At 59.6% G+C, this 17,483-nt stretch carries 19 protein-coding genes and 1 other RNA gene; 8 read left to right on the top strand and 12 right to left on the bottom strand.

Annotated features, from left to right (window positions below):
- Positions 1-85 precede the first annotated feature (85 nt).
- From JTJ32_RS10385 to JTJ32_RS10370, 4 genes are all read right to left on the bottom strand, one after another.
- Positions 86-1,306, bottom strand: a complete 1,221-nt coding sequence (locus tag JTJ32_RS10385) for a 2-octaprenyl-3-methyl-6-methoxy-1,4-benzoquinol hydroxylase (protein ID WP_210041956.1) — start codon at positions 1,304-1,306, stop codon at positions 86-88.
- Between the two features lie 49 nt (positions 1,307-1,355).
- On the bottom strand, positions 1,356-2,543 hold the full coding sequence (ubiH, locus tag JTJ32_RS10380) for a 2-octaprenyl-6-methoxyphenyl hydroxylase (protein WP_099228844.1): 1,188 nt from the start codon (positions 2,541-2,543) through the stop codon (positions 1,356-1,358).
- A complete protein-coding gene (gene pepP, locus JTJ32_RS10375; protein WP_184322364.1) occupies positions 2,540-3,874 on the bottom strand; it encodes a Xaa-Pro aminopeptidase in 1,335 nt (444 codons plus the stop codon). Before pepP ends, ubiH begins: the two co-directional genes overlap by 4 nt.
- Positions 3,875-3,945: 71 nt before the next feature.
- Positions 3,946-4,500, bottom strand: coding sequence for a YecA/YgfB family protein (locus JTJ32_RS10370; protein ID WP_004886783.1), 555 nt, complete (start codon positions 4,498-4,500; stop codon positions 3,946-3,948).
- 149 nt (positions 4,501-4,649) lie between these two features.
- Here JTJ32_RS10370 and JTJ32_RS10365 point away from each other — a divergent pair, with 149 nt between their 5' ends.
- The 4 genes from JTJ32_RS10365 (at position 4,650) to JTJ32_RS10350 (ending at position 6,109) form a co-directional block, all read left to right on the top strand.
- On the top strand, positions 4,650-4,859 hold the full coding sequence (locus JTJ32_RS10365; RefSeq protein ID WP_099228846.1) for a TIGR02449 family protein: 210 nt from the start codon (positions 4,650-4,652) through the stop codon (positions 4,857-4,859).
- Positions 4,856-5,185, top strand: coding sequence for a cell division protein ZapA (locus JTJ32_RS10360; protein WP_004886792.1), 330 nt, complete (start codon positions 4,856-4,858; stop codon positions 5,183-5,185). The genes JTJ32_RS10365 and JTJ32_RS10360 overlap by 4 nt, the downstream gene beginning before the upstream one ends.
- A 30-nt stretch (positions 5,186-5,215) precedes the next feature.
- Positions 5,216-5,394, top strand: a non-coding RNA gene (gene ssrS, locus JTJ32_RS10355) — 6S RNA.
- Positions 5,395-5,497: 103 nt separating this feature from the next.
- Positions 5,498-6,109, top strand: coding sequence for a 5-formyltetrahydrofolate cyclo-ligase (locus JTJ32_RS10350; RefSeq protein ID WP_210041954.1), 612 nt, complete (start codon positions 5,498-5,500; stop codon positions 6,107-6,109).
- 65 nt (positions 6,110-6,174) lie between these two features.
- Here the strand turns inward: JTJ32_RS10350 and JTJ32_RS10345 are convergent, their stop codons facing one another.
- Positions 6,175-6,327 (bottom strand): hypothetical protein, encoded by a 153-nt coding sequence (locus JTJ32_RS10345; RefSeq protein WP_210041952.1) that lies wholly within the window; start codon positions 6,325-6,327, stop codon positions 6,175-6,177.
- 185 nt (positions 6,328-6,512) lie between these two features.
- Here JTJ32_RS10345 and JTJ32_RS10340 point away from each other — a divergent pair, with 185 nt between their 5' ends.
- Positions 6,513-6,962: an EVE domain-containing protein gene (locus JTJ32_RS10340; RefSeq protein ID WP_210042204.1), complete on the top strand. Its 450-nt coding sequence runs from the start codon at positions 6,513-6,515 to the stop codon at positions 6,960-6,962.
- A gap of 6 nt (positions 6,963-6,968) precedes the next feature.
- Here the strand turns inward: JTJ32_RS10340 and JTJ32_RS10335 are convergent, their stop codons facing one another.
- Complete coding sequence (locus tag JTJ32_RS10335; RefSeq protein ID WP_004886802.1) at positions 6,969-7,373, bottom strand: flagellar basal body-associated protein FliL; 405 nt, start codon at positions 7,371-7,373, stop codon at positions 6,969-6,971.
- Between the two features lie 142 nt (positions 7,374-7,515).
- On the opposite strand from JTJ32_RS10335, the gene JTJ32_RS10330 reads away from it, so the two are divergent.
- Positions 7,516-8,493, top strand: a complete 978-nt coding sequence (locus tag JTJ32_RS10330) for an NADPH:quinone oxidoreductase family protein (RefSeq protein WP_210041951.1) — start codon at positions 7,516-7,518, stop codon at positions 8,491-8,493.
- A 510-nt stretch (positions 8,494-9,003) separates the two neighbouring features.
- Positions 9,004-10,353 carry a glycerol-3-phosphate transporter gene (gene glpT, locus JTJ32_RS10325; protein ID WP_025996719.1) on the top strand — a complete coding sequence of 450 codons (1,350 nt, stop codon included), beginning with the start codon at positions 9,004-9,006 and terminating at the stop codon, positions 10,351-10,353.
- 1 nt (position 10,354) lies between these two features.
- Here glpT and JTJ32_RS10320 read toward each other — a convergent pair whose 3' ends face one another.
- From JTJ32_RS10320 to JTJ32_RS10295, 6 genes are all read right to left on the bottom strand, one after another.
- Positions 10,355-11,023 carry a gamma-glutamylcyclotransferase gene (locus tag JTJ32_RS10320; protein ID WP_099228851.1) on the bottom strand — a complete coding sequence of 223 codons (669 nt, stop codon included), beginning with the start codon at positions 11,021-11,023 and terminating at the stop codon, positions 10,355-10,357.
- A gap of 208 nt (positions 11,024-11,231) precedes the next feature.
- Positions 11,232-12,200 (bottom strand): CDP-6-deoxy-delta-3,4-glucoseen reductase, encoded by a 969-nt coding sequence (locus JTJ32_RS10315; protein WP_210041950.1) that lies wholly within the window; start codon positions 12,198-12,200, stop codon positions 11,232-11,234.
- Positions 12,200-13,666, bottom strand: a complete 1,467-nt coding sequence (ubiD, locus tag JTJ32_RS10310) for a 4-hydroxy-3-polyprenylbenzoate decarboxylase (RefSeq protein ID WP_099228853.1) — start codon at positions 13,664-13,666, stop codon at positions 12,200-12,202. Before ubiD ends, JTJ32_RS10315 begins: the two co-directional genes overlap by 1 nt.
- Before the next feature lie 129 nt (positions 13,667-13,795).
- Complete coding sequence (rho, locus tag JTJ32_RS10305; protein WP_004886821.1) at positions 13,796-15,055, bottom strand: transcription termination factor Rho; 1,260 nt, start codon at positions 15,053-15,055, stop codon at positions 13,796-13,798.
- A gap of 231 nt (positions 15,056-15,286) precedes the next feature.
- Positions 15,287-15,616 carry a thioredoxin TrxA gene (trxA, locus tag JTJ32_RS10300; RefSeq protein ID WP_004886824.1) on the bottom strand — a complete coding sequence of 110 codons (330 nt, stop codon included), beginning with the start codon at positions 15,614-15,616 and terminating at the stop codon, positions 15,287-15,289.
- A 118-nt stretch (positions 15,617-15,734) separates the two neighbouring features.
- Positions 15,735-16,442 carry a FadR/GntR family transcriptional regulator gene (locus tag JTJ32_RS10295; RefSeq protein ID WP_210041949.1) on the bottom strand — a complete coding sequence of 236 codons (708 nt, stop codon included), beginning with the start codon at positions 16,440-16,442 and terminating at the stop codon, positions 15,735-15,737.
- 251 nt (positions 16,443-16,693) lie between these two features.
- Here JTJ32_RS10295 and JTJ32_RS10290 point away from each other — a divergent pair, with 251 nt between their 5' ends.
- The gene (locus JTJ32_RS10290; RefSeq protein WP_099228855.1) at positions 16,694-17,479 is read left to right on the top strand and encodes a transporter substrate-binding domain-containing protein; all 786 of its coding nucleotides are present in this window, start codon (positions 16,694-16,696) and stop codon (positions 17,477-17,479) included.
- Positions 17,480-17,483: the final 4 nt, after the last annotated feature.

The raw sequence follows: 17,483 nt of genomic DNA, 5'->3' as shown, positions 1-17,483 counted from the left end.
GTTACTGGATGTTGCAGAAAAGAGGGCCCAGAAAACCGATCGTGCACATTACTCCGCGTGAGCGTGGAAACGATAGGCCGAGACCCTACAACCTCGCCAGTTCCGGCAGGTCTCCCGACAACCCCAGTGCCTCGCGAACGAACAGCGCCTTGGCTTCCGGCAGCTTGTTGACCACCTTGAGGCCGGTGTTACGCAGCCAGCGCAGCGGTAATGGATCGGCCTGAAACAGACGTTCAAAACCTTCCATCGCCGCCATCAGCGCGAGGTTGTGCGGCATACGACGACGCTCGTAGCGACCCAGCACGCGCACGTCCGACAGCAACTCGCCACGTGCCGCTGCATGAGTCAGCACTTCGGCCAGCACGGCGGCATCGAGAAACCCGAGGTTCACACCCTGCCCGGCCAGCGGGTGAATGGTGTGCGCCGCATCGCCGATCAGCGCCAGCCCCTTGGCAACGTAGCGCTTGGCGTGACGCTGACGCAGCGGTACGCACAAGCGCGCATCGACGACCAGCACCTGCCCCAAACGCCCTTCAAACGCCTGCTCAAGCTCTTTGCAGAAGACGTCATCGTCCACCGCCATCAGCCGCCCGGACTCGGCAGGCGTCACCGACCAGACAATCGAGCTCCAATGCTCGCCGTCGCGATCAAGCGGCAGAAAGGCCAGCGGCCCCTCGTCAGTGAAACGCTGCCAGGCGGTTTTCCTGTTCGGTTCGGCCGTGCGCACACTGGTCACGATCGCGTTGTGCAGGTAATCCCATTCGCGGGTCGGCGTAGCGGTCAGACGGCGCACCGCAGAGTTTGCGCCATCGGCAGCCACTACCAGCGGCGCGCGAAGCTTGCGGCCGTCAGACAGGGTCAGCAGCCAGTCATCGCCTGAATAGCGCATCTGCTCCAGCCGCGCGTTGGCCAACAAACCGATGTCACTGTCATGCAGGCGGTCGAGCAGCGCATCCTGGACCACCCGGTTTTCGACGATATGACCGAGCACATCGGCATGTACGCTGGAGGCGGAGAAGTGAATATGCCCGGTGCCGCTGCCGTCCCACACATGCATGTGGCTGTAAGGGCTGACGCGCCGCCCGGCAATGCCTTCCCACACATCGAGGCGCTGCAGAATCCGCTGGCTGGCCGCTGACAGGGCGCTGACACGCGGTTCGAACGCGCAGGCCACATCAAACGGCTTGACGCTCAACGCTCCGCCATCGACCACGATGACCTCCAGGCCGCTGCCCTGCAGAGCCAGCGCAAGGGCGCTGCCGACCATGCCGGCACCGACGATCAGCACATCTGCACGCGTTTCCATGTTCAAACCGTTCCCGCTTGCGGCCGCAGCCGTGTTGAAAGTGCCTGATTCAGACATCGGTTCGTGTCCCCAGCCCCATTGCCTGACGGGCAAACCAGCGCTTGGCAGTGGGCAGCAGATCCAGCCCCAGCAAACCGAGATTGCGTCCTGTGGTCACCGCCGACTGCGTGCTGCCGAACAGGCGTGTCACCTTGTCGGAGAACCCCACGGTCAATTGCTGATCGGCCCGCTGACGTTCGCGATAAACCTGCAGCGTCGTCAGATCGCCCAGCGCCGCGTCGCTGTCGAGCAATGTTTCGGCGAGGGCATCAGCATCGCGCAGCGACAGATTGAAGCCCTGCCCGGCAATCGGATGCAGGCTGTGCGCAGCGTTGCCGAGAATCACAAGATGTGAGCGCACCTGCTCTTCGGCTTCAACCAGCGCCAGCGGATAGACATGACGCGCGCCGACCTGACGCAAGGTGCCAAGGCGATAGCCGAACACACCTTGCAGCTCCTCAAGAAAACGGCGGTCGTCCAGCTCGGCAAGGCGCTGGGTGTCATTACCACGACGCGTCCAGACCAACGCGCAGCGGTTGTCCGGCAACGGCAGCAGGGCCATCGGCCCATCATCGGTAAAGCGTTCGAACGCCTGGCCGCAATGGGCCTCGCTCGGCGTGATGTTGGCGATCAATGCGCTCTGGTCGTAAGGCGTCTGCCGAACACCGATGCCCAATTGCTCGCGCAGACTGGAGCGGCCGCCGTCGGCCAGCACCGCAAGATCGCACTCCAGTTCGGTTTCGTCGGCCAGCGTCAGGCGATACCCGTCCGCCAGCGGCTGCATGCTGCGCACCTCGGCGGGCACGCGCCAACTGACGACGTCACGATCCAGCCCGGCCCACAGGCACTGCCCCAGCCAGGCGTTCTCAACCACGTAACCGAGCGCCGGCACGCCTTCCTCGATGGCCGAAAGACGCGTCGCGCCGAAGCGACCGCGGTCGGACACCTGAATCTGCAGAATCGGCTCGGCCCGGCGCGAGATCTGTTGCCAGACGCCCAGCCGCTCGTAAATCCGACGCGCGCCAAACGACAATGCTGAAGAGCGCGCATCGTAGCTGGGCTGATAAGTTTCGCCCGGCGCGAACGGCTCGATCAGAACGATTTTCCAGCCACGCGCCTTGGCACCTGCCTGCAACGCAAGCGCAAGGCTCGCGCCGACCAGTCCACCACCGACGATGGCTATGTTGAAACGGCTCATGCTGCCTGAACCCGTGAGGCGGCCATCAGTGCTTCGATCTCGGCCACGGTTTTGGGCACGTCGCCGGAAAGCACTTCACAGCCTTTCTTGGTTACCACCACGTCGTCCTCGATACGCACGCCGATACCTCGCCATTTCTTTGCGACATTCAGATTGTCGGGAGACACATAAATGCCGGGCTCCACGGTCAGCGCCATGCCGACTTCCAGCACGCGCCATTCTCCGCCGACCTTGTATTCGCCCACATCATGCACATCCATGCCCAGCCAGTGTCCGGCACGGTGCATGTAGAACGCCTTGTAGGCTTCGTCTTCGATCAGCTGGTTCACATCGCCCTGCAACAGACCCAGTTCGACAAGCCCGGCGGTAATTACCTGGACCGTCGCTTCATGCGCCTGGTTCCAGTGCTTGCCCGGACCGATGGCCTCGAAAGCCGCGTACTGGGATTCAAGCACCAGCTCGTAAATAGCCTTCTGTTCCGGTGAGAAGGTGCCGCTGACCGGGAACGTACGGGTAATGTCGCTGGCGTAGCAGTCGATTTCGCAACCCGCATCGATCAGCACCAGATCACCGTCCTTGAGTGCGGCGTCGTTCTGCTGGTAGTGCAGGATGCAGGCATTGCGCCCCGAAGCGACGATGGAGCCATAAGCAGGCATCTTCGCGCCGCCCTTGCGGAACTCATAATCCAGCTCGGCTTCAAGGCTGAACTCATGCAGCCCGGCCCGGCAGGCCTGCATCGCCCGCACGTGCGCACGCGCAGAAATCTGTGCGGCGCTACGCATCACCTTGATCTCGGCTGCCGACTTGTACAGACGCATGTCATGCAGCAGGTGATCCAGCGCGACAAATTCGTTGGGCGGCTGGGCACCCAGATGCGCCTTGGAGCGGATGACGTTGATCCACTCCATGAGGTGGCGATCGAATTCAGGGTTGCTGCCCATGGCCGAGTACACGCGGTCGCGGCCTTCAATCAGGCCTGGCAGGATGTCGTCGATATCGCTGATCGGAAACGCATCGTCCGCACCAAAATCACGAATCGCACCTTCCTGTCCGGCACGCAGACCTTCCCACAGCTCGCGCTCGGCATTGCGTTCGCGGCAGAACAGCACGTACTCGCCATATTCCCGGCCCGGAATCAGCACGACCACCGCTTCCGGCTCGGGAAAGCCACTCAGGTACTGAAAATCGCTGTCCTGACGATAGACGTGCTCCACATCACGATTGCGAATCGCCACAGCCGCAGCCGGCAGAATCGCAATGCTGTTGGGCTCCATCTGGGCCATCAGGGCTTTGCGTCGGCGGGCGTATTCGGCCTTGGGTATATGGATCATCGGCAACGTATGTCCTGATGGCGCGCATCGGTCGAAAATCCGGGCATCGACCGATACGCAATGATGGGCGATCAGTGCAGGGAAGGCTTGGGTTCCGGCGTGGCGGGCTTGTTGCACTCGGTGAACAGCAGCAGCGGCGCAACGCGCAGGTATTCCATGACTTCCATGTAATCGGTTTCGCCGTCTTCGGACTCTTCCAGCGCGTCCTGAACCTGGGCGATGGCCGCCAGATCCTGCAAAACTTCCGTTGCCTCGATGCTCAGCACCTTGTCGCCCGCCGCCAGGCCGAAGCCCGAGAGGAAGCCCTGGCACCACTGACCCAGCGCAGCAGCCCGGTCAGCCAGCGGCTCGTCATCGCCCGGCAGCAACAGCACGACGGTCATGTCGTCGCTGGTGAGTTCGCCCTTGACCATTTCCTGCAGGCCGATCAGCGCCTGGCGAACATTATCCTCTGGCTCGGTTTCCAGCAGCACTGAGGCATCGGCAAACCAGCCTTCGTTGTCGAAGCCGGCCCCCGCGCAGCTGCGGCCCAGCAGCAGGCCATGAAGTTCGGCGGGAGAAACCGGATGGCCACTGCCGTTGAGCAGGGTGGCGAATGCTTTGTACGGAGAATTCTGAATGGGCATGGGTAGCTAGTCGCCAAACGGCGCAATGTCTAGAATGAAGGCCTTGTATCCTAGACTATCCGCGCGCCAAGATCATCAACGCGACGGTTTGGGCTTGAGCGTGAACATGACACCCCTGCCATTCATCAGAAAGTACTCAGTGGAAAACAATGGAAGACACCGACCTGCAAGCGCTGATGAAACGAGTGGAGCTGCTGCTCAAGCACGCCGAGCAACTTAAATCCCAAAATGCACTCCTATTAGCTCAGGAAAAGTCCTGGCGCGAGGAACGCGCCCACCTCATTGAAAAGAACGAAATCGCCCGGCAGAAGGTCGAGTCAATGATTTCGCGCCTCAAAGCTTTGGAGCAAGACTCATGAGTAATGGCAACAGCGTGACCGTTCAGATCCTCGACAAGGAATATTCCATCATCTGCCCTCAGGAGGAGCGCACGAATCTGGTCAGCGCTGCCCGCTACCTGGATGGAAAGATGCGTGAAATCCGTAGCAGCGGCAAAGTCATCGGCGCCGATCGCATTGCGGTAATGGCCGCTCTGAATATCACCCACGATCTGCTGCACAAGCAGGATCTGCCTGACGTACAGGCCAGCGGGTCGACCCGTGAACAGGTCCGCGACCTCCTCGACAAGGTCGATCTGGTACTGGCCACCGACACGCCTGGAACACCGGATTCCACACGGGGCTGATTATTTCGGGGCGTTTCTGTATACTTGCGCCGCTCCCTGGAGTGCTTGCCAGTCGGTCATGTCCCTGAGCCGATACGCACAACCACGGGGGTTGCACGTTGGGGTTGGTGTGCATGTCCGCTCGACGGAAAGCCTTAAAACCTCCTGCAATCTCCACCTTGAACTTTCGGGTTCAAGGGCTACACCGACAGCGGTTCGTCGGGGAGTCCTCATTCAATCCATTGCCAGCTCAGTTGTCTGGCAATGACGATCCTGCCTTGATACTCACCTCAAGGACCCATCTTCCGGATCAGCCTGCATGATCGCTTGCTCATGACCAGCGCACCTTCGCTCTCACGCCCGCAATTGCGCCGCCAGTTGCGCAAGGCTCGTCGATCCCTGACCCGCAGCCAGCAGCGCGAAGCCGCCCGCGGCCTCTATCGGCAACTGGCGCAGCATCCCTTGTTCAGACGCGCCCGACATGTCTCGCTGTACCTGCCCATGGACGGCGAGATCGATCCCCGCCTGCTGCTGCGTGCGGCACAGCGTCGCGGCAAGGCGACTTACCTGCCTGTTCTCAATGCCTGGCCAAGAACCCGCATGGTCTTTCAGCGCGTGCGCCCCGGCGAGACATTCAGACCCAACCGCTTTCGCATTCCCGAGCCGCGTATCAACCGCGCAAAGCAGCGCAGGATCTGGGCACTTGATCTGGTGCTGATGCCGCTGGTGGGGTTCGATGACGAAGGTGGACGCCTGGGCATGGGTGGCGGCTTCTATGACCGCAGCCTCGCTTACCGGGCGCGCAGAAGTACATGGCGCAAGCCGGTGCTGCTCGGGCTGGCTCATGAGTGTCAGAAGGTGGAGCGATTGGCGCAGGCCAGCTGGGATGTTCCGTTGCAGGGTACGGTGTCGGACAAACGCTGGTATCTGGCCCAGGCACTCTGACCAGTCAGATTTCTTGCGAAAGCATGAAGAAGGTCAGAGCCAAAAAAGGACGTTTCGGTGTCAGCTCAAGGCCGACCGGGGACTTTCTGCTGTTGCTGGGTGATATCGACAGGCATGTCTGCCTTGCTTGTCCACAGGCTCTGCGCATAACCGGTTGTCACGACACCCAAGCCAAACAATACGACCAGAATCCAGAGTAAATCAGGCTTGCGTTTCATTGACTGCCCTCCTTAGGCAAATCAATACGGTGTCAGCAGCGGTTTTCTACGAGCCGTGCAGCAGCGTGGTGCTTGAAATGGCGGCATTCTGCGATAACGTGAACCAGTACGCAAATGCTGACGCCAACCGACTGTCGGTTTGTCATCAAACTCACATGAACTTATTACTTGAGGAGCAAACCGCAATGGCCTACTGGCTGATGAAGTCCGAGCCCGACGAGCTCTCGATCAGCGATTTGCGACGTCTGGGCAAGACCCGCTGGGACGGCGTACGCAACTATCAGGCACGCAACTTCATCAGGTCCATGGCGGCGGGCGACGAATTCTTTTTCTATCATTCCAGCTGCCCCGAACCCGGCATCGCGGGGATTGCGAAGATCACTGAAGCCGCTTACCCGGACCCTACCGCGCTGGACCCTGACAGTCATTACCACGACGCCAAAGCCACGCCCGAAAAGAATCCCTGGAGCGCCATCGACGTGGAGTTCGTGGAACACTTTGGCAACGTGCTCGGCCTCGGCTACCTGAAACAGCAAAGCCAGCTGGAGCAACTCCCTCTGGTGCAAAAGGGCAGCCGACTTTCGGTCATGCCGGTCACCGCCGAACAATGGGCGGCGATTCTGGCGCTGCGCTGATCGGGCTTACTGGACGATGAAGTTGTTGAACAGCAGGTCTTCAACGACCGGCTTGCCCTCTTCATCATTCATGACGCGCTGGACCTGCTTGAGCGCTTCCTGACGAATGTTCTCTTTCGCTTCGGCGCTGCTCATGGTGTCCACCGTCTGCTGCGTGAACAGCGACACCAACTGGTTACGAATCAGCGCATCGTTACGCTTCACGGCAGCTTCAGCGTCGGCACCGGTGACACGCAGGGCGATGTCGGCCTTGTAGACGCGCAGCTTCGGGCCGCCATCCAGTGCGTAATTGCCCACGAACGGTGGTGTCAGAGACACATAGGCCGCCTTGGGCGGACCTTCTTCCTTGGCTTCTTCCTGCGCCATGACGGGCAACGACAAGGCCAGCAACATCAGAATCCACGCTTTCACAGTCCACTCCTTAATACGGTTCGCCGCATAGCTTATACAGCCGATATAGCTTATGTGTACTTATCAGGCCGAGTCATGCTCATTGACCCATACACCCGCTTAACTGACTTTATCGGCCATCTCTGGAAAAGGAATAGCCCCGATGAAAGCCCTGTTGTGCAAAGCCTTCGGCCCCGCCAGTACGCTGGTGCTTGAAGACATCCCCGCTCCTGACGTCAAGAAGAACGAAATCCTGCTCGACGTTCGCGCCGCCGGGGTCAACTTTCCGGACACCCTCATCATAGAAGGCAAATATCAGTTCAAGCCGCCTTTTCCGTTTTCACCGGGCGGTGAAGCTGCGGGCGTCATCTCGGCGGTCGGCGAAAAAGTCACCCACCTCAAACCTGGCGACCGCGTCATGGCGCTCACCGGCTGGGGCAGCTTCGCTGAACAGGTCGCGGTACCGAACTACAACGTGCTACCGATTCCCGAGCGCATGGACTTCACCATTGCAGCCGCCTTCAGCATGACCTACGGCACCTCGATGCACGCCCTCAAGCAACGTGCCAACCTGCAGCCCGGCGAAACCTTGCTGGTGCTTGGTGCATCCGGTGGCGTCGGTCTGGCTGCGGTGGAAATCGGCAAGGCCCTGGGCGCCCGCGTCATCGCCGCCGCAAGTTCGGCAGAGAAACTCGACGTCGCCAAAAACGCAGGCGCCGACGAACTGATCAACTACACCGACACGAACCTCAAGGACGAAATCAAACGCCTCACCAATGGCAATGGCGTGGACGTGATCTACGACCCGGTCGGCGGCGACCTCTTCGACCAGGCCATCCGCTCCATCGCCTGGAACGGACGCCTGCTGGTCGTCGGTTTCGCCAGCGGCCGCATCCCCGAACTGCCGGTCAACCTCGCCCTGCTCAAGGGTGCCTCGGTGGTGGGGGTGTTCTGGGGTTCTTTTGCACAGCGTCAGCCGCAGGATAACGCCGCAAACTTCAAGCAGCTGTTTGCGTGGTTTGAAGAGGGAAAGTTGAAGCCGCTGGTGTCGCAGGTCTATCCGCTGGAGCGCGCTGGGGAGGCGATTGATGCGTTGGGTGAGCGCAGGGCGGTGGGGAAGGTAGTGGTTTCGATTGGTTGAGATATCTGAACCCAGTCTCGGCGGCCGGACACCGTTCCTGTAAAGATATAGCTGACAGAACCGCAAGCTTCTTACTATGGAACAGGCCTGAAAATTCGGCCTACTGATGCTTGATAACGGAAGACAAATGGCATGTCGACTAACGTGTGGCGAACCGACGTCACCACCGCATAAGATTTTCTAATAAAGATGCGATGACCCAGTCGATTGCTGGCACATTCAAAAATGCCCGTATCGAAAGATACGGGCATTTTTCGTCCAAAGACCACAATAAGATGATGGATAGCGTTTCAGGCTCAGTAATAATTTTCAGAGAGTTTACTCGCCTGTGCGCGAAAAACTGCGGACACATCCTGCTGCCAAGCTGAATCGTTAAACCTGCGAAGCGTTCATAAAACAACACGCCCAAGCCCCGATTTACGGGGTTTTTCAGTCAAAAGGCAGTGCTTTTTTCTGTAACGAAAATGTAATATTCGCTTTCGCAAAAAAATAAGAACCCGGAGCGTCTCTATGTTTGCGTTTTTCCGCCCTGCCAGGCACAAGGCACCCCTTCCCGAAGAGAAAGTCGACAGCACGTATCGCCGTCTGCGCTGGCAGATTTTCGCGGGTATTTTCATTGGCTATGCCGGTTACTACCTGCTGCGCAAAAACTTTTCGCTGGCGATGCCTTATCTGATTGAAGAGGGTTACACACGCGGTCAGCTGGGCGTGGCGATGTCAGCAATTGCGATTGCCTACGGTCTGTCGAAGTTCTTGATGGGGATCATCTCCGACCGGTCCAACCCGCGCTATTTCCTGCCCTTCGGCCTGCTGGTGTCGGCCGGGATCATGTTCATCTTCGGTTTCGCGCCGTGGGCGACGTCCAGTGTCACGATCATGTTCGTGCTGCTGTTCATCAACGGCTGGGCACAAGGCATGGGCTGGCCGCCGAGCGGACGGACGATGGTGCACTGGTGGTCGCAGAAAGAGCGCGGCGGCGTGGTGTCGGTGTGGAACGTGGCGCACAACGTCGGTGGCGGCCTGATCGGTCCGCTGTTCCTGCTGGGCATGGGCTGGACCAACGACTGGCACGCCGCATTCTACGTCCCGGCTGCAGTGGCTTTGCTGGTTGCCGTGTTCGCGTTTGCAACAATGCGCGACACACCGCAATCGGTGGGCCTGCCGCCTATCGAGCACTACAAGAACGATTACCCGGAAGGCTACGATGCCAGCCATGAAGAAGAATTCAGCGCCAAGGAAATCTTCGTCAAATACGTGCTGCGCAACAAATTCCTCTGGTACATCGCCATGGCCAACGTGTTCGTCTATCTGCTGCGCTACGGCGTACTGGACTGGGCGCCGACCTACCTCAAGGAAGCCAAGCACTTCACGGTCGACAAGACCTCGTGGGCCTATTTCCTGTACGAGTGGGCGGGCATTCCGGGCACGCTGCTGTGCGGCTGGATGTCGGACAAAATCTTCAAGGGCAATCGCGGCCTGACCGGCATGGTGTTCATGTTCCTGGTGACCATCGCCACGCTGGTGTACTGGCTGAATCCGGAAGGCAACCCGACGGTCGACATGATCGCGCTGGTGTCCATCGGCTTCCTGATCTACGGCCCGGTGATGCTGATCGGCCTGCAGGCGCTGGAACTGGCGCCCAAGAAGGCGGCAGGAACGGCGGCAGGTTTTACCGGCCTGTTCGGTTATCTGGGCGGCTCGGTCGCGGCGAGTGCGGCGATGGGCTATACCGTGGACCACTTCGGCTGGGACGGCGGCTTCGTGCTGTTGATCGGCGCGTGCATTCTGGCCATGGTTTTCCTGGCCCCGACGCTGCGTCACAAACAGGTCGCCAGCACCTCGCGTGAAGCCAAGGCCTGATTCAGGCCGTCGCTGACTGGCATCGCTTGAGCCGCGCCTCCAGATGCCGATCCGGCATGGCGTGGCTGCGCAGAGCGATGGCGGTCTGCTCGACGTAATCGCGGGTGGTTCCATACCGCCCGCTTGCGCTGGCCAGCACCTGGCTCAGCACACTGTCCGGCAGGTTGCCGGCATAGCTCGGCAAATGCCGCTCCAGCACGAACCCCAACGCCTGAACCTGCCTGCCATCTTCGAGACGGCAGCTGAGCCAGTGTGGGCGATAGGAGGGATAAGGCATCTCGCGTTGCCAGAGAGCCAGCAACGAGTCTTCCAGGCACTCGTCCGGCAGCCGATAGGCAAAGCCGGTGCAGGAACCGCCACGGTCCAGACCAAACACCAGCCCCGGAACCTCCGGCGTGCCGCGGTGTTCGTGGGACCATAGGTACAAACCGCGATGGTATCCATGCACGCGTCCGCGTTGACGCTCGACGGCGGTGCATTCAGGTCGCCAGATCAGTGAGCCGTAGGCGAACAGCCAGACCGGACCACCCTTGTGACGCTTCATCGTGGCGTCCATGGATGCGAGCAACTGCTCGCGCGTGAGTTGCGGGCCAAGATCGATGACAGGTGGATACGTCAGGCCCAGACCGTCGTGTACAGCTACGGCCAGTTCGTTGATTGGGTTCTCCATTTGCCTCCCTGACAGTCTGACTGCCAGTCTTTGCCGAGCCCCGCTGAATCGCTCACGGGCGAGCGGCATCAGGGTGTCGTGGTACGTTCTTCGCTGCAGGCCAGTGGCCTTTGTGCCAAAAAGAATCTGGCGACGATTTGACATCGCCAGACGCTATAAGGGTGATCCAAGCAATTTACAATCCAGCCGGACCGCCGTCAGTCAGGTATCAGGAACGTGGCGCGTAGGCAAACACGTCCGCACGCATCTGATGGGCGTCCATGCCGGCGCTGACCAGCGCGTCGAGGGTGCCGTAGATCATCGCAGGCGAGCCGCTGCCGTAGACGTGCACTGCCGAAAGATCCTTGATGTCGTCGCAGACGGCCTCGTGCAGCATGCCGCAGCGCCCTTCCCAGCTGCAAAGATCACTGACGACCTTGTGCAGGAACAGGTTGGGCAGCTTCGCCCATTCATCCCAATGGCTGATTTCGTAGAAGTCTTCGGGACGTCGCACGCCCCAGTACAGGTGCACCGGGTGACTGAAGCCGGTGACGCGGCAATGTTCAATGAGGCTGCTCATCTGCGCCATGCCTGTGCCTGCGGCGATCAGAACCAATGGCCCGTCAGGCAGCTCGGCCAGGTGCGTGTCACCAAATGGCAGTTCGACACGAGCCATCGCGTTGCGCTGCAATTGTTCGATAAGGCTGCGCGCGCTGTCTTCACGCACCAGAACGTGCAGTTCCAGATCGCGCCCTCGATGAGGCGCCGAAGCAATGGAGAACGCTGACTTCTCGCCGCTCTCACGCTCGATCATCAGGTATTGCCCGGCGTGGTAGCGCGGTGCCTTGCCGGCCGGAGCCCGCAGCCCGACACGCCAGACATCGCCGCCCACCTCTACACACTCACTCAGTTGGCAGGCAAAGCTGCGCACCGGCAGCTCGCCTTTGGCCAACACGCCGTCCCACAGCACCACGCAGTCCTCCAGAGGTTCGGCAAGGCAGGTGTAGATCTCGCCGTGATCGTGCTCCTGACCCGACTGCATGACACGCCCTTCGACCAGCAGCGCCGAGCAGACGTGACAATTGCCATTGCGACAGCTCTGCGGGCACTCATAGCCCAGACGCTGTGCAGCGTCGAGAATCCGTTCACCCGGCAAGGCTTCCAGCACGGCCCCGGAGGGCTGCAAGGTTACGCGCATCACTTGATTCCCAACTGATCCCAGATCTCGTCGACCCGACGTGTCGTGGCTTCATCCTTGACGATAGCCCTTCCCCACTCCCGACTGGTTTCGCCAGGCCACTTGTTGGTCGCATCCAGGCCCATCTTGGAGCCCAGACCTGATACGGGCGATGCAAAGTCCAGGTAATCGATTGGCGTGTTGTCGATCATCACGGTGTCACGCTTGGGGTCCATGCGTGTGGTGATCGCCCAGATCACGTCATTCCAGTCGCGGGCATTGATGTCGTCGTCGGTGACGATCACGAACTTGGTGTACATGAACTGCCGCAGGAACGACCAGACGCCCAGCATTACGCGCTTGGCATGGCCGGGGTACTGTTTCTTGATGGTCACGACGGCCATGCGGTACGAGCAGCCTTCAGGCGGCAGGTAGAAATCGACGATTTCCGGAAACTGTTTCTGCAGGATCGGCACAAACACTTCGTTCAGGGCAACGCCCAGAATCGCGGGCTCATCCGGTGGACGGCCGGTATAGGTGCTGTGGTAAATCGGCTTGATACGGTGCGTGATGCGCTCGACGGTCAGTACCGGAAAGCTGTCCACTTCGTTGTAATAGCCAGTGTGGTCGCCATAGGGACCTTCATCCGCCATCTCGCCCGGATGGATAACGCCTTCAAGCACGATTTCGGCGCTGGCGGGCACTTGCAGGTTGCTGCCTCGGCACTTGATCAGTTCAGTGCGCGAGCCGCGCAACAGACCTGCGAAGGCGTATTCGGAGAGACTGTCCGGCACCGGGGTCACGGCACCCAGGATAGTGGCCGGGTCAGCGCCCAACGCGACGGCGACCGGATAAGGCTCGCCCGGATGCTTGGCGCACCACTCACGGAAATCCAGCGCGCCGCCACGATGGCTGAGCCAGCGCATGATGATCTTGTTGCGACCGATGACCTGCTGGCGATAGATGCCCAGGTTCTGACGTTCCTTGTTCGGGCCTTTGGTAACGGTCAAACCCCAGGTGATCAGCGGGGCAACGTCGCCCGGCCAGCAGGTCTGGACCGGCAGCATGCCGAGGTCGACATCGTCGCCTTCGATGACCACTTCCTGGCAGGGCGCGTCTTTCAAGACCTTGGGCGCCATCGCGATGACCTTGCGGAAGATCGGCAGCTTGGACCAGGCGTCTTTCAAACCCTTGGGCGGCTCGGGCTCCTTGAGGAAAGCCAGCAGTTTGCCGATCTCACGCAGTTCGCTGACCGCCTCGGCGCCCATGCCCATGGCGACGCGCTCTGGCGTGCCGAACAGGTTGCCCAGCACCGGGATGTCGAAGCCGACCGGCTTTTCGAACAACAGGGCCGGGCCCTTGGCGCGCAAGGTGCGATCACAGATCTCGGTCATTTCCAGCACGGGCGAAATCGGCATCTGAATGCGTTTCAGCTCTCCGCGCTGCTCAAGTTGCTGTACGAAATCCCTTAGATCTTTGAATTTCATTAACCCGGCCATTTATCCAAATAGACGCACATCGTACCTGCTCTGAGCTTTCAAGGCAGCTAATGAGCCAAACGGCGGCCAAAAAAAATGGCACCCCGAAGGATGCCATTTCTTGAAACGACCCGTCTGTTACTTGCGTTTCATCGACAGGAAGAATTCATCGTTGGTCTTGGTCTGCTTGAGCTTGTCGATCAGGAACTCGATAGCGGCGACTTCGTCCATCGGGTGCAGCAGCTTGCGCAGGATCCACATGCGCTGCAGCTCGTCATCAGCGGTCAACAGCTCTTCGCGGCGTGTGCCGGAGCGGTTGATGTTGATAGCCGGGAACACGCGCTTCTCTGCGATCTTGCGATCCAGAGGCAGCTCCATGTTGCCTGTACCCTTGAACTCTTCGTAGATGACTTCATCCATCTTCGAGCCGGTTTCAACCAGCGCGGTGGCGATGATCGTCAGCGAACCGCCTTCTTCGATGTTACGTGCAGCACCGAAGAAACGCTTTGGCTTCTCCAGGGCGTGCGCATCGACACCACCGGTCAACACCTTGCCGGAGCTCGGGATGACGGTGTTGTAGGCACGAGCCAGACGGGTGATGGAGTCCAGCAGAATAACGACGTCTTTCTTGTGCTCGACCAGGCGCTTGGCCTTTTCGATCACCATTTCGGCAACCTGTACGTGACGGGTTGGCGGTTCGTCGAATGTCGAGGCAACCACTTCGCCGCGCACGGTGCGCTGCATTTCGGTCACTTCTTCCGGACGCTCGTCGATCAGCAGAACGATCAGGTGCACTTCCGGATTGTTACGCGTGATGTTCGACGCGATGTTCTGCAGCATGATGGTCTTGCCCGCCTTCGGCGGCGCAACGATCAGACCACGCTGACCTTTACCGATCGGTGCACACAGGTCGATGACACGACCGGTGAGATCTTCGGTGGAACCGTTACCGGCTTCCATCTTCATGCGCACGTTCGGGAACAGCGGCGTCAGGTTTTCGAACAGAATCTTGTTCTTGGCGTTTTCCGGACGGTCGTAGTTGATCGTGTCGACCTTGAGCAGAGCGAAATAACGCTCACCTTCTTTCGGAGGACGGATCTTGCCAACGATGGTGTCGCCGGTACGCAGGTTGAAGCGGCGAATCTGGCTAGGGGAGACATAGATGTCGTCCGGACCGGCCAGGTAGGAAGCGTCTGCAGAGCGCAGGAAGCCGAAGCCGTCCTGGAGGATCTCCAGCACGCCATCACCTGAAATTTCCTCGCCACTTTTAGCGTGCCTTTTGAGCAGGGAGAAAATCACATCCTGCTTGCGCGAACGGGCCATATTTTCTATGCCAGCCTGTTCGGCCATTTCGAGCAGATCGGTAATCGGCTTTTGCTTGAGTTCAGTCAGATTCATATGGGAATGACGTAATCGTGTATGGAGGGGGAAATTAAGCTTTTGGCTTAATGAGGCCGCGCCGCAGAGAAGGCGACAGGATCGCGTACTAAATCGAAAGGAGAGCGTCGGCGACGGCTAGCAGGGGGCAACGGAGAAGCCGTTGCGGGGCCGAATGTACCACTCGATTTTGAAGGAGTCTAGTACGGCATATCAAAAAAAGCCCCGCTATTCGCAGGGCTTTGGAGCACTTCAGATGTTGGCGTCGAGAAACGCAGCAAGCTGCGACTTCGACAGAGCGCCCACTTTAGTGGCCTCGACGTTGCCATTCTTGAACAGCATCAGAGTCGGGATACCGCGAACGCCGTGCTTGGCCGGGGTTTCCTGATTTTCGTCGATGTTCAGTTTGGCGACGGTCAGTTTGCCTTCGTAAGTGCTGGCAATTTCGTCCAGAACCGGGGCAATCATCTTGCAAGGGCCACACCACTCAGCCCAGTAGTCGACCAGTACAGGGCCCTGAGCCTTCAGTACATCGGCTTCGAAGCTGGCGTCGGTGACGTGTTTGATCTTGTCGCTACTCATGGATGTCTCCGAGTTCGTAGGCTAAAAACGACGCTCATCATAGCGGGCCTTATGACATTCAGGAAGCGAAGGATCATTGAGTCTGGCTATGACGGTTTATGAGTCAGGTTATAGCTCATCACTGGTTCGAAGGCGAAACGAAAACGATGCCGGTGCGCAAGGCAGCACCTCTGATGTGTTCCTGCATGGCCTTTTGCGCAGGTCCTGATGCGTGTCTGGCCAGCGCTCGAAGGATCTTGCGGTGCTCCTGCCAGGTTTCCATCACCCTTGCAGCCCTTATGAACGGCATCTTCTGGCTTTCCAGAAAGATATCGGCACCTGCCGTCACGATTCCCAGCATGGCCTGATTTCCGCTGGCCACCAGAATATGCCGGTGGAACTCGAAATCCAGACGTGCGGCCGCTTCAAAATCGCCGGCACGCAACTCCAGACGCATGGCCTCGACATTATCTTCCAGCACGTCCCGCTCGTCGGCAGTCAACGTCACAGCGGCCAGACCGGCAGCAAACCCTTCCAGCGCATAGCGCAGTTGAAACGTATCAGCTGGAGAAACCTGTGCATCGAAAGGCCAGGAAAATCCGCTCGTGCGCCGTTCTGGTTCAGAAAACGACTGCACGAACACACCTTTGCCGGGCTGCACGCTGACTACGCCCAACGCACTGAGCGATGACAGCGCCTCGCGCAGCGAGGCACGGCTGACACCCAGCAATGCCGCCAGATCGCGCTGCGACGGCAGGCTGTCGCCAGGTTTATAGCCTTGTTCGTCAATCAGCTTGCGGATGGCCCTGAGGGCTGATTCCGGTACGGCGAGCGAATTTTGCGGCATCACTGTTCAGGCCAGTCAGTCCAGTAAAAATCCCTTTTAGCGCCATCCCGATCATTCGGCAAGCGACGCCCAGCGCTGGGGCGGCGCGGCTTTCAGGCGCTCCAAAGCGGGGCGCGCCGTCTGTCAACTGTTCAGACCAGTAAGACCAAAAACAGGCTGAACACCTTGAGTTACGGCGTGAAAGGAGTGGGTGGCATGGGCTGTGCACTGGGTGAACGGCCAACATCTTTCGTTCCGTCCGGAGAGTTCTCATGACCAAGCGTTACAGCGCCCTGCTTACTGCCTTGTTTGCCAGCCTGATGCTGAGCCAGGCGCCAGCCCATGCCAATGGCCTGGAAGACGTCGTAGCGCGCGGCACTCTGAAAGTTGCCGTTCCGCAGGATTTCCCGCCATTCGGTTCAGTCGGCCCGGACATGAAGCCTCGCGGCCTGGACATCGACACGGCCCAATTGCTGGCCGACAAGCTGAAGGTCAAGCTTGAGCTGACGCCGGTCAACAGCACCAACCGCATCCCGTTCCTGACCACCGGCAAGGTCGATCTGGTGATTTCGAGCCTGGGCAAGAACCCGGACCGCGAGAAAGTCATCGACTTCTCCCGCGCCTATGCGCCGTTTTACCTGGCTGTGTTCGGTCCGCCTGATTCGCCAGTCAAGGAAATCGCCGACCTGAACGGCAAGACCATCAGCGTCACTCGCGGCGCAATCGAAGACATCGAGTTGTCGGCTGTTGCTCCGCAGGGCGCGACCATCAAGCGTTTTGAAGACAACAACTCCACCATCGCCGCCTACCTGGCTGGCCAGACCGACCTGATCGCCAGCGGCAACGTGGTGATGGTCGCCATCAGCGAGCGCAACCCCAAACGCATCCCGGCGCTGAAAGTGAAACTCAAGGACTCGCCTGTCTATGTCGGCGTGAACAAGGGTCAGCCGGAACTGCTGGGCAAGGTCAACGAGATCCTGAACGCCGCCAAGGCTGACGGCACGCTGGAAAAGGCTTCCACCACCTGGCTGAAGCAGCCACTGCCAGCCGACCTCTGATCAC

Source organism: Pseudomonas alliivorans (assembly GCF_017826695.1).
GTDB classification, from domain to species: domain Bacteria; phylum Pseudomonadota; class Gammaproteobacteria; order Pseudomonadales; family Pseudomonadaceae; genus Aquipseudomonas; species Aquipseudomonas alliivorans.
This window is presented reverse-complemented; position numbering and strand designations above follow the sequence as displayed.

Bases quoted from the DNA above. Each gene is read 5' to 3' on its own strand.
- JTJ32_RS10385 (WP_210041956.1), bottom strand. From the start codon at position 1,306: ATGGAAACGCGTGCAGATGTGCTGATCGTCGGTGCCGGCATGGTCGGC.
- ubiH (WP_099228844.1), bottom strand. From the start codon at position 2,543: ATGAGCCGTTTCAACATAGCCATCGTCGGTGGTGGACTGGTCGGCGCG.
- pepP (WP_184322364.1), bottom strand. From the start codon at position 3,874: ATGATCCATATACCCAAGGCCGAATACGCCCGCCGACGCAAAGCCCTG.
- JTJ32_RS10370 (WP_004886783.1), bottom strand. From the start codon at position 4,500: ATGCCCATTCAGAATTCTCCGTACAAAGCATTCGCCACCCTGCTCAAC.
- JTJ32_RS10365 (WP_099228846.1), top strand. From the start codon at position 4,650: ATGGAAGACACCGACCTGCAAGCGCTGATGAAACGAGTGGAGCTGCTG.
- JTJ32_RS10360 (WP_004886792.1), top strand. From the start codon at position 4,856: ATGAGTAATGGCAACAGCGTGACCGTTCAGATCCTCGACAAGGAATAT.
- JTJ32_RS10350 (WP_210041954.1), top strand. From the start codon at position 5,498: ATGACCAGCGCACCTTCGCTCTCACGCCCGCAATTGCGCCGCCAGTTG.
- JTJ32_RS10345 (WP_210041952.1), bottom strand. From the start codon at position 6,327: ATGAAACGCAAGCCTGATTTACTCTGGATTCTGGTCGTATTGTTTGGC.
- JTJ32_RS10340 (WP_210042204.1), top strand. From the start codon at position 6,513: ATGGCCTACTGGCTGATGAAGTCCGAGCCCGACGAGCTCTCGATCAGC.
- JTJ32_RS10330 (WP_210041951.1), top strand. From the start codon at position 7,516: ATGAAAGCCCTGTTGTGCAAAGCCTTCGGCCCCGCCAGTACGCTGGTG.
- glpT (WP_025996719.1), top strand. From the start codon at position 9,004: ATGTTTGCGTTTTTCCGCCCTGCCAGGCACAAGGCACCCCTTCCCGAA.
- JTJ32_RS10320 (WP_099228851.1), bottom strand. From the start codon at position 11,023: ATGGAGAACCCAATCAACGAACTGGCCGTAGCTGTACACGACGGTCTG.
- JTJ32_RS10315 (WP_210041950.1), bottom strand. From the start codon at position 12,200: ATGCGCGTAACCTTGCAGCCCTCCGGGGCCGTGCTGGAAGCCTTGCCG.
- ubiD (WP_099228853.1), bottom strand. From the start codon at position 13,666: ATGAAATTCAAAGATCTAAGGGATTTCGTACAGCAACTTGAGCAGCGC.
- rho (WP_004886821.1), bottom strand. From the start codon at position 15,055: ATGAATCTGACTGAACTCAAGCAAAAGCCGATTACCGATCTGCTCGAA.
- trxA (WP_004886824.1), bottom strand. From the start codon at position 15,616: ATGAGTAGCGACAAGATCAAACACGTCACCGACGCCAGCTTCGAAGCC.
- JTJ32_RS10295 (WP_210041949.1), bottom strand. From the start codon at position 16,442: ATGCCGCAAAATTCGCTCGCCGTACCGGAATCAGCCCTCAGGGCCATC.
- JTJ32_RS10290 (WP_099228855.1), top strand. From the start codon at position 16,694: ATGACCAAGCGTTACAGCGCCCTGCTTACTGCCTTGTTTGCCAGCCTG.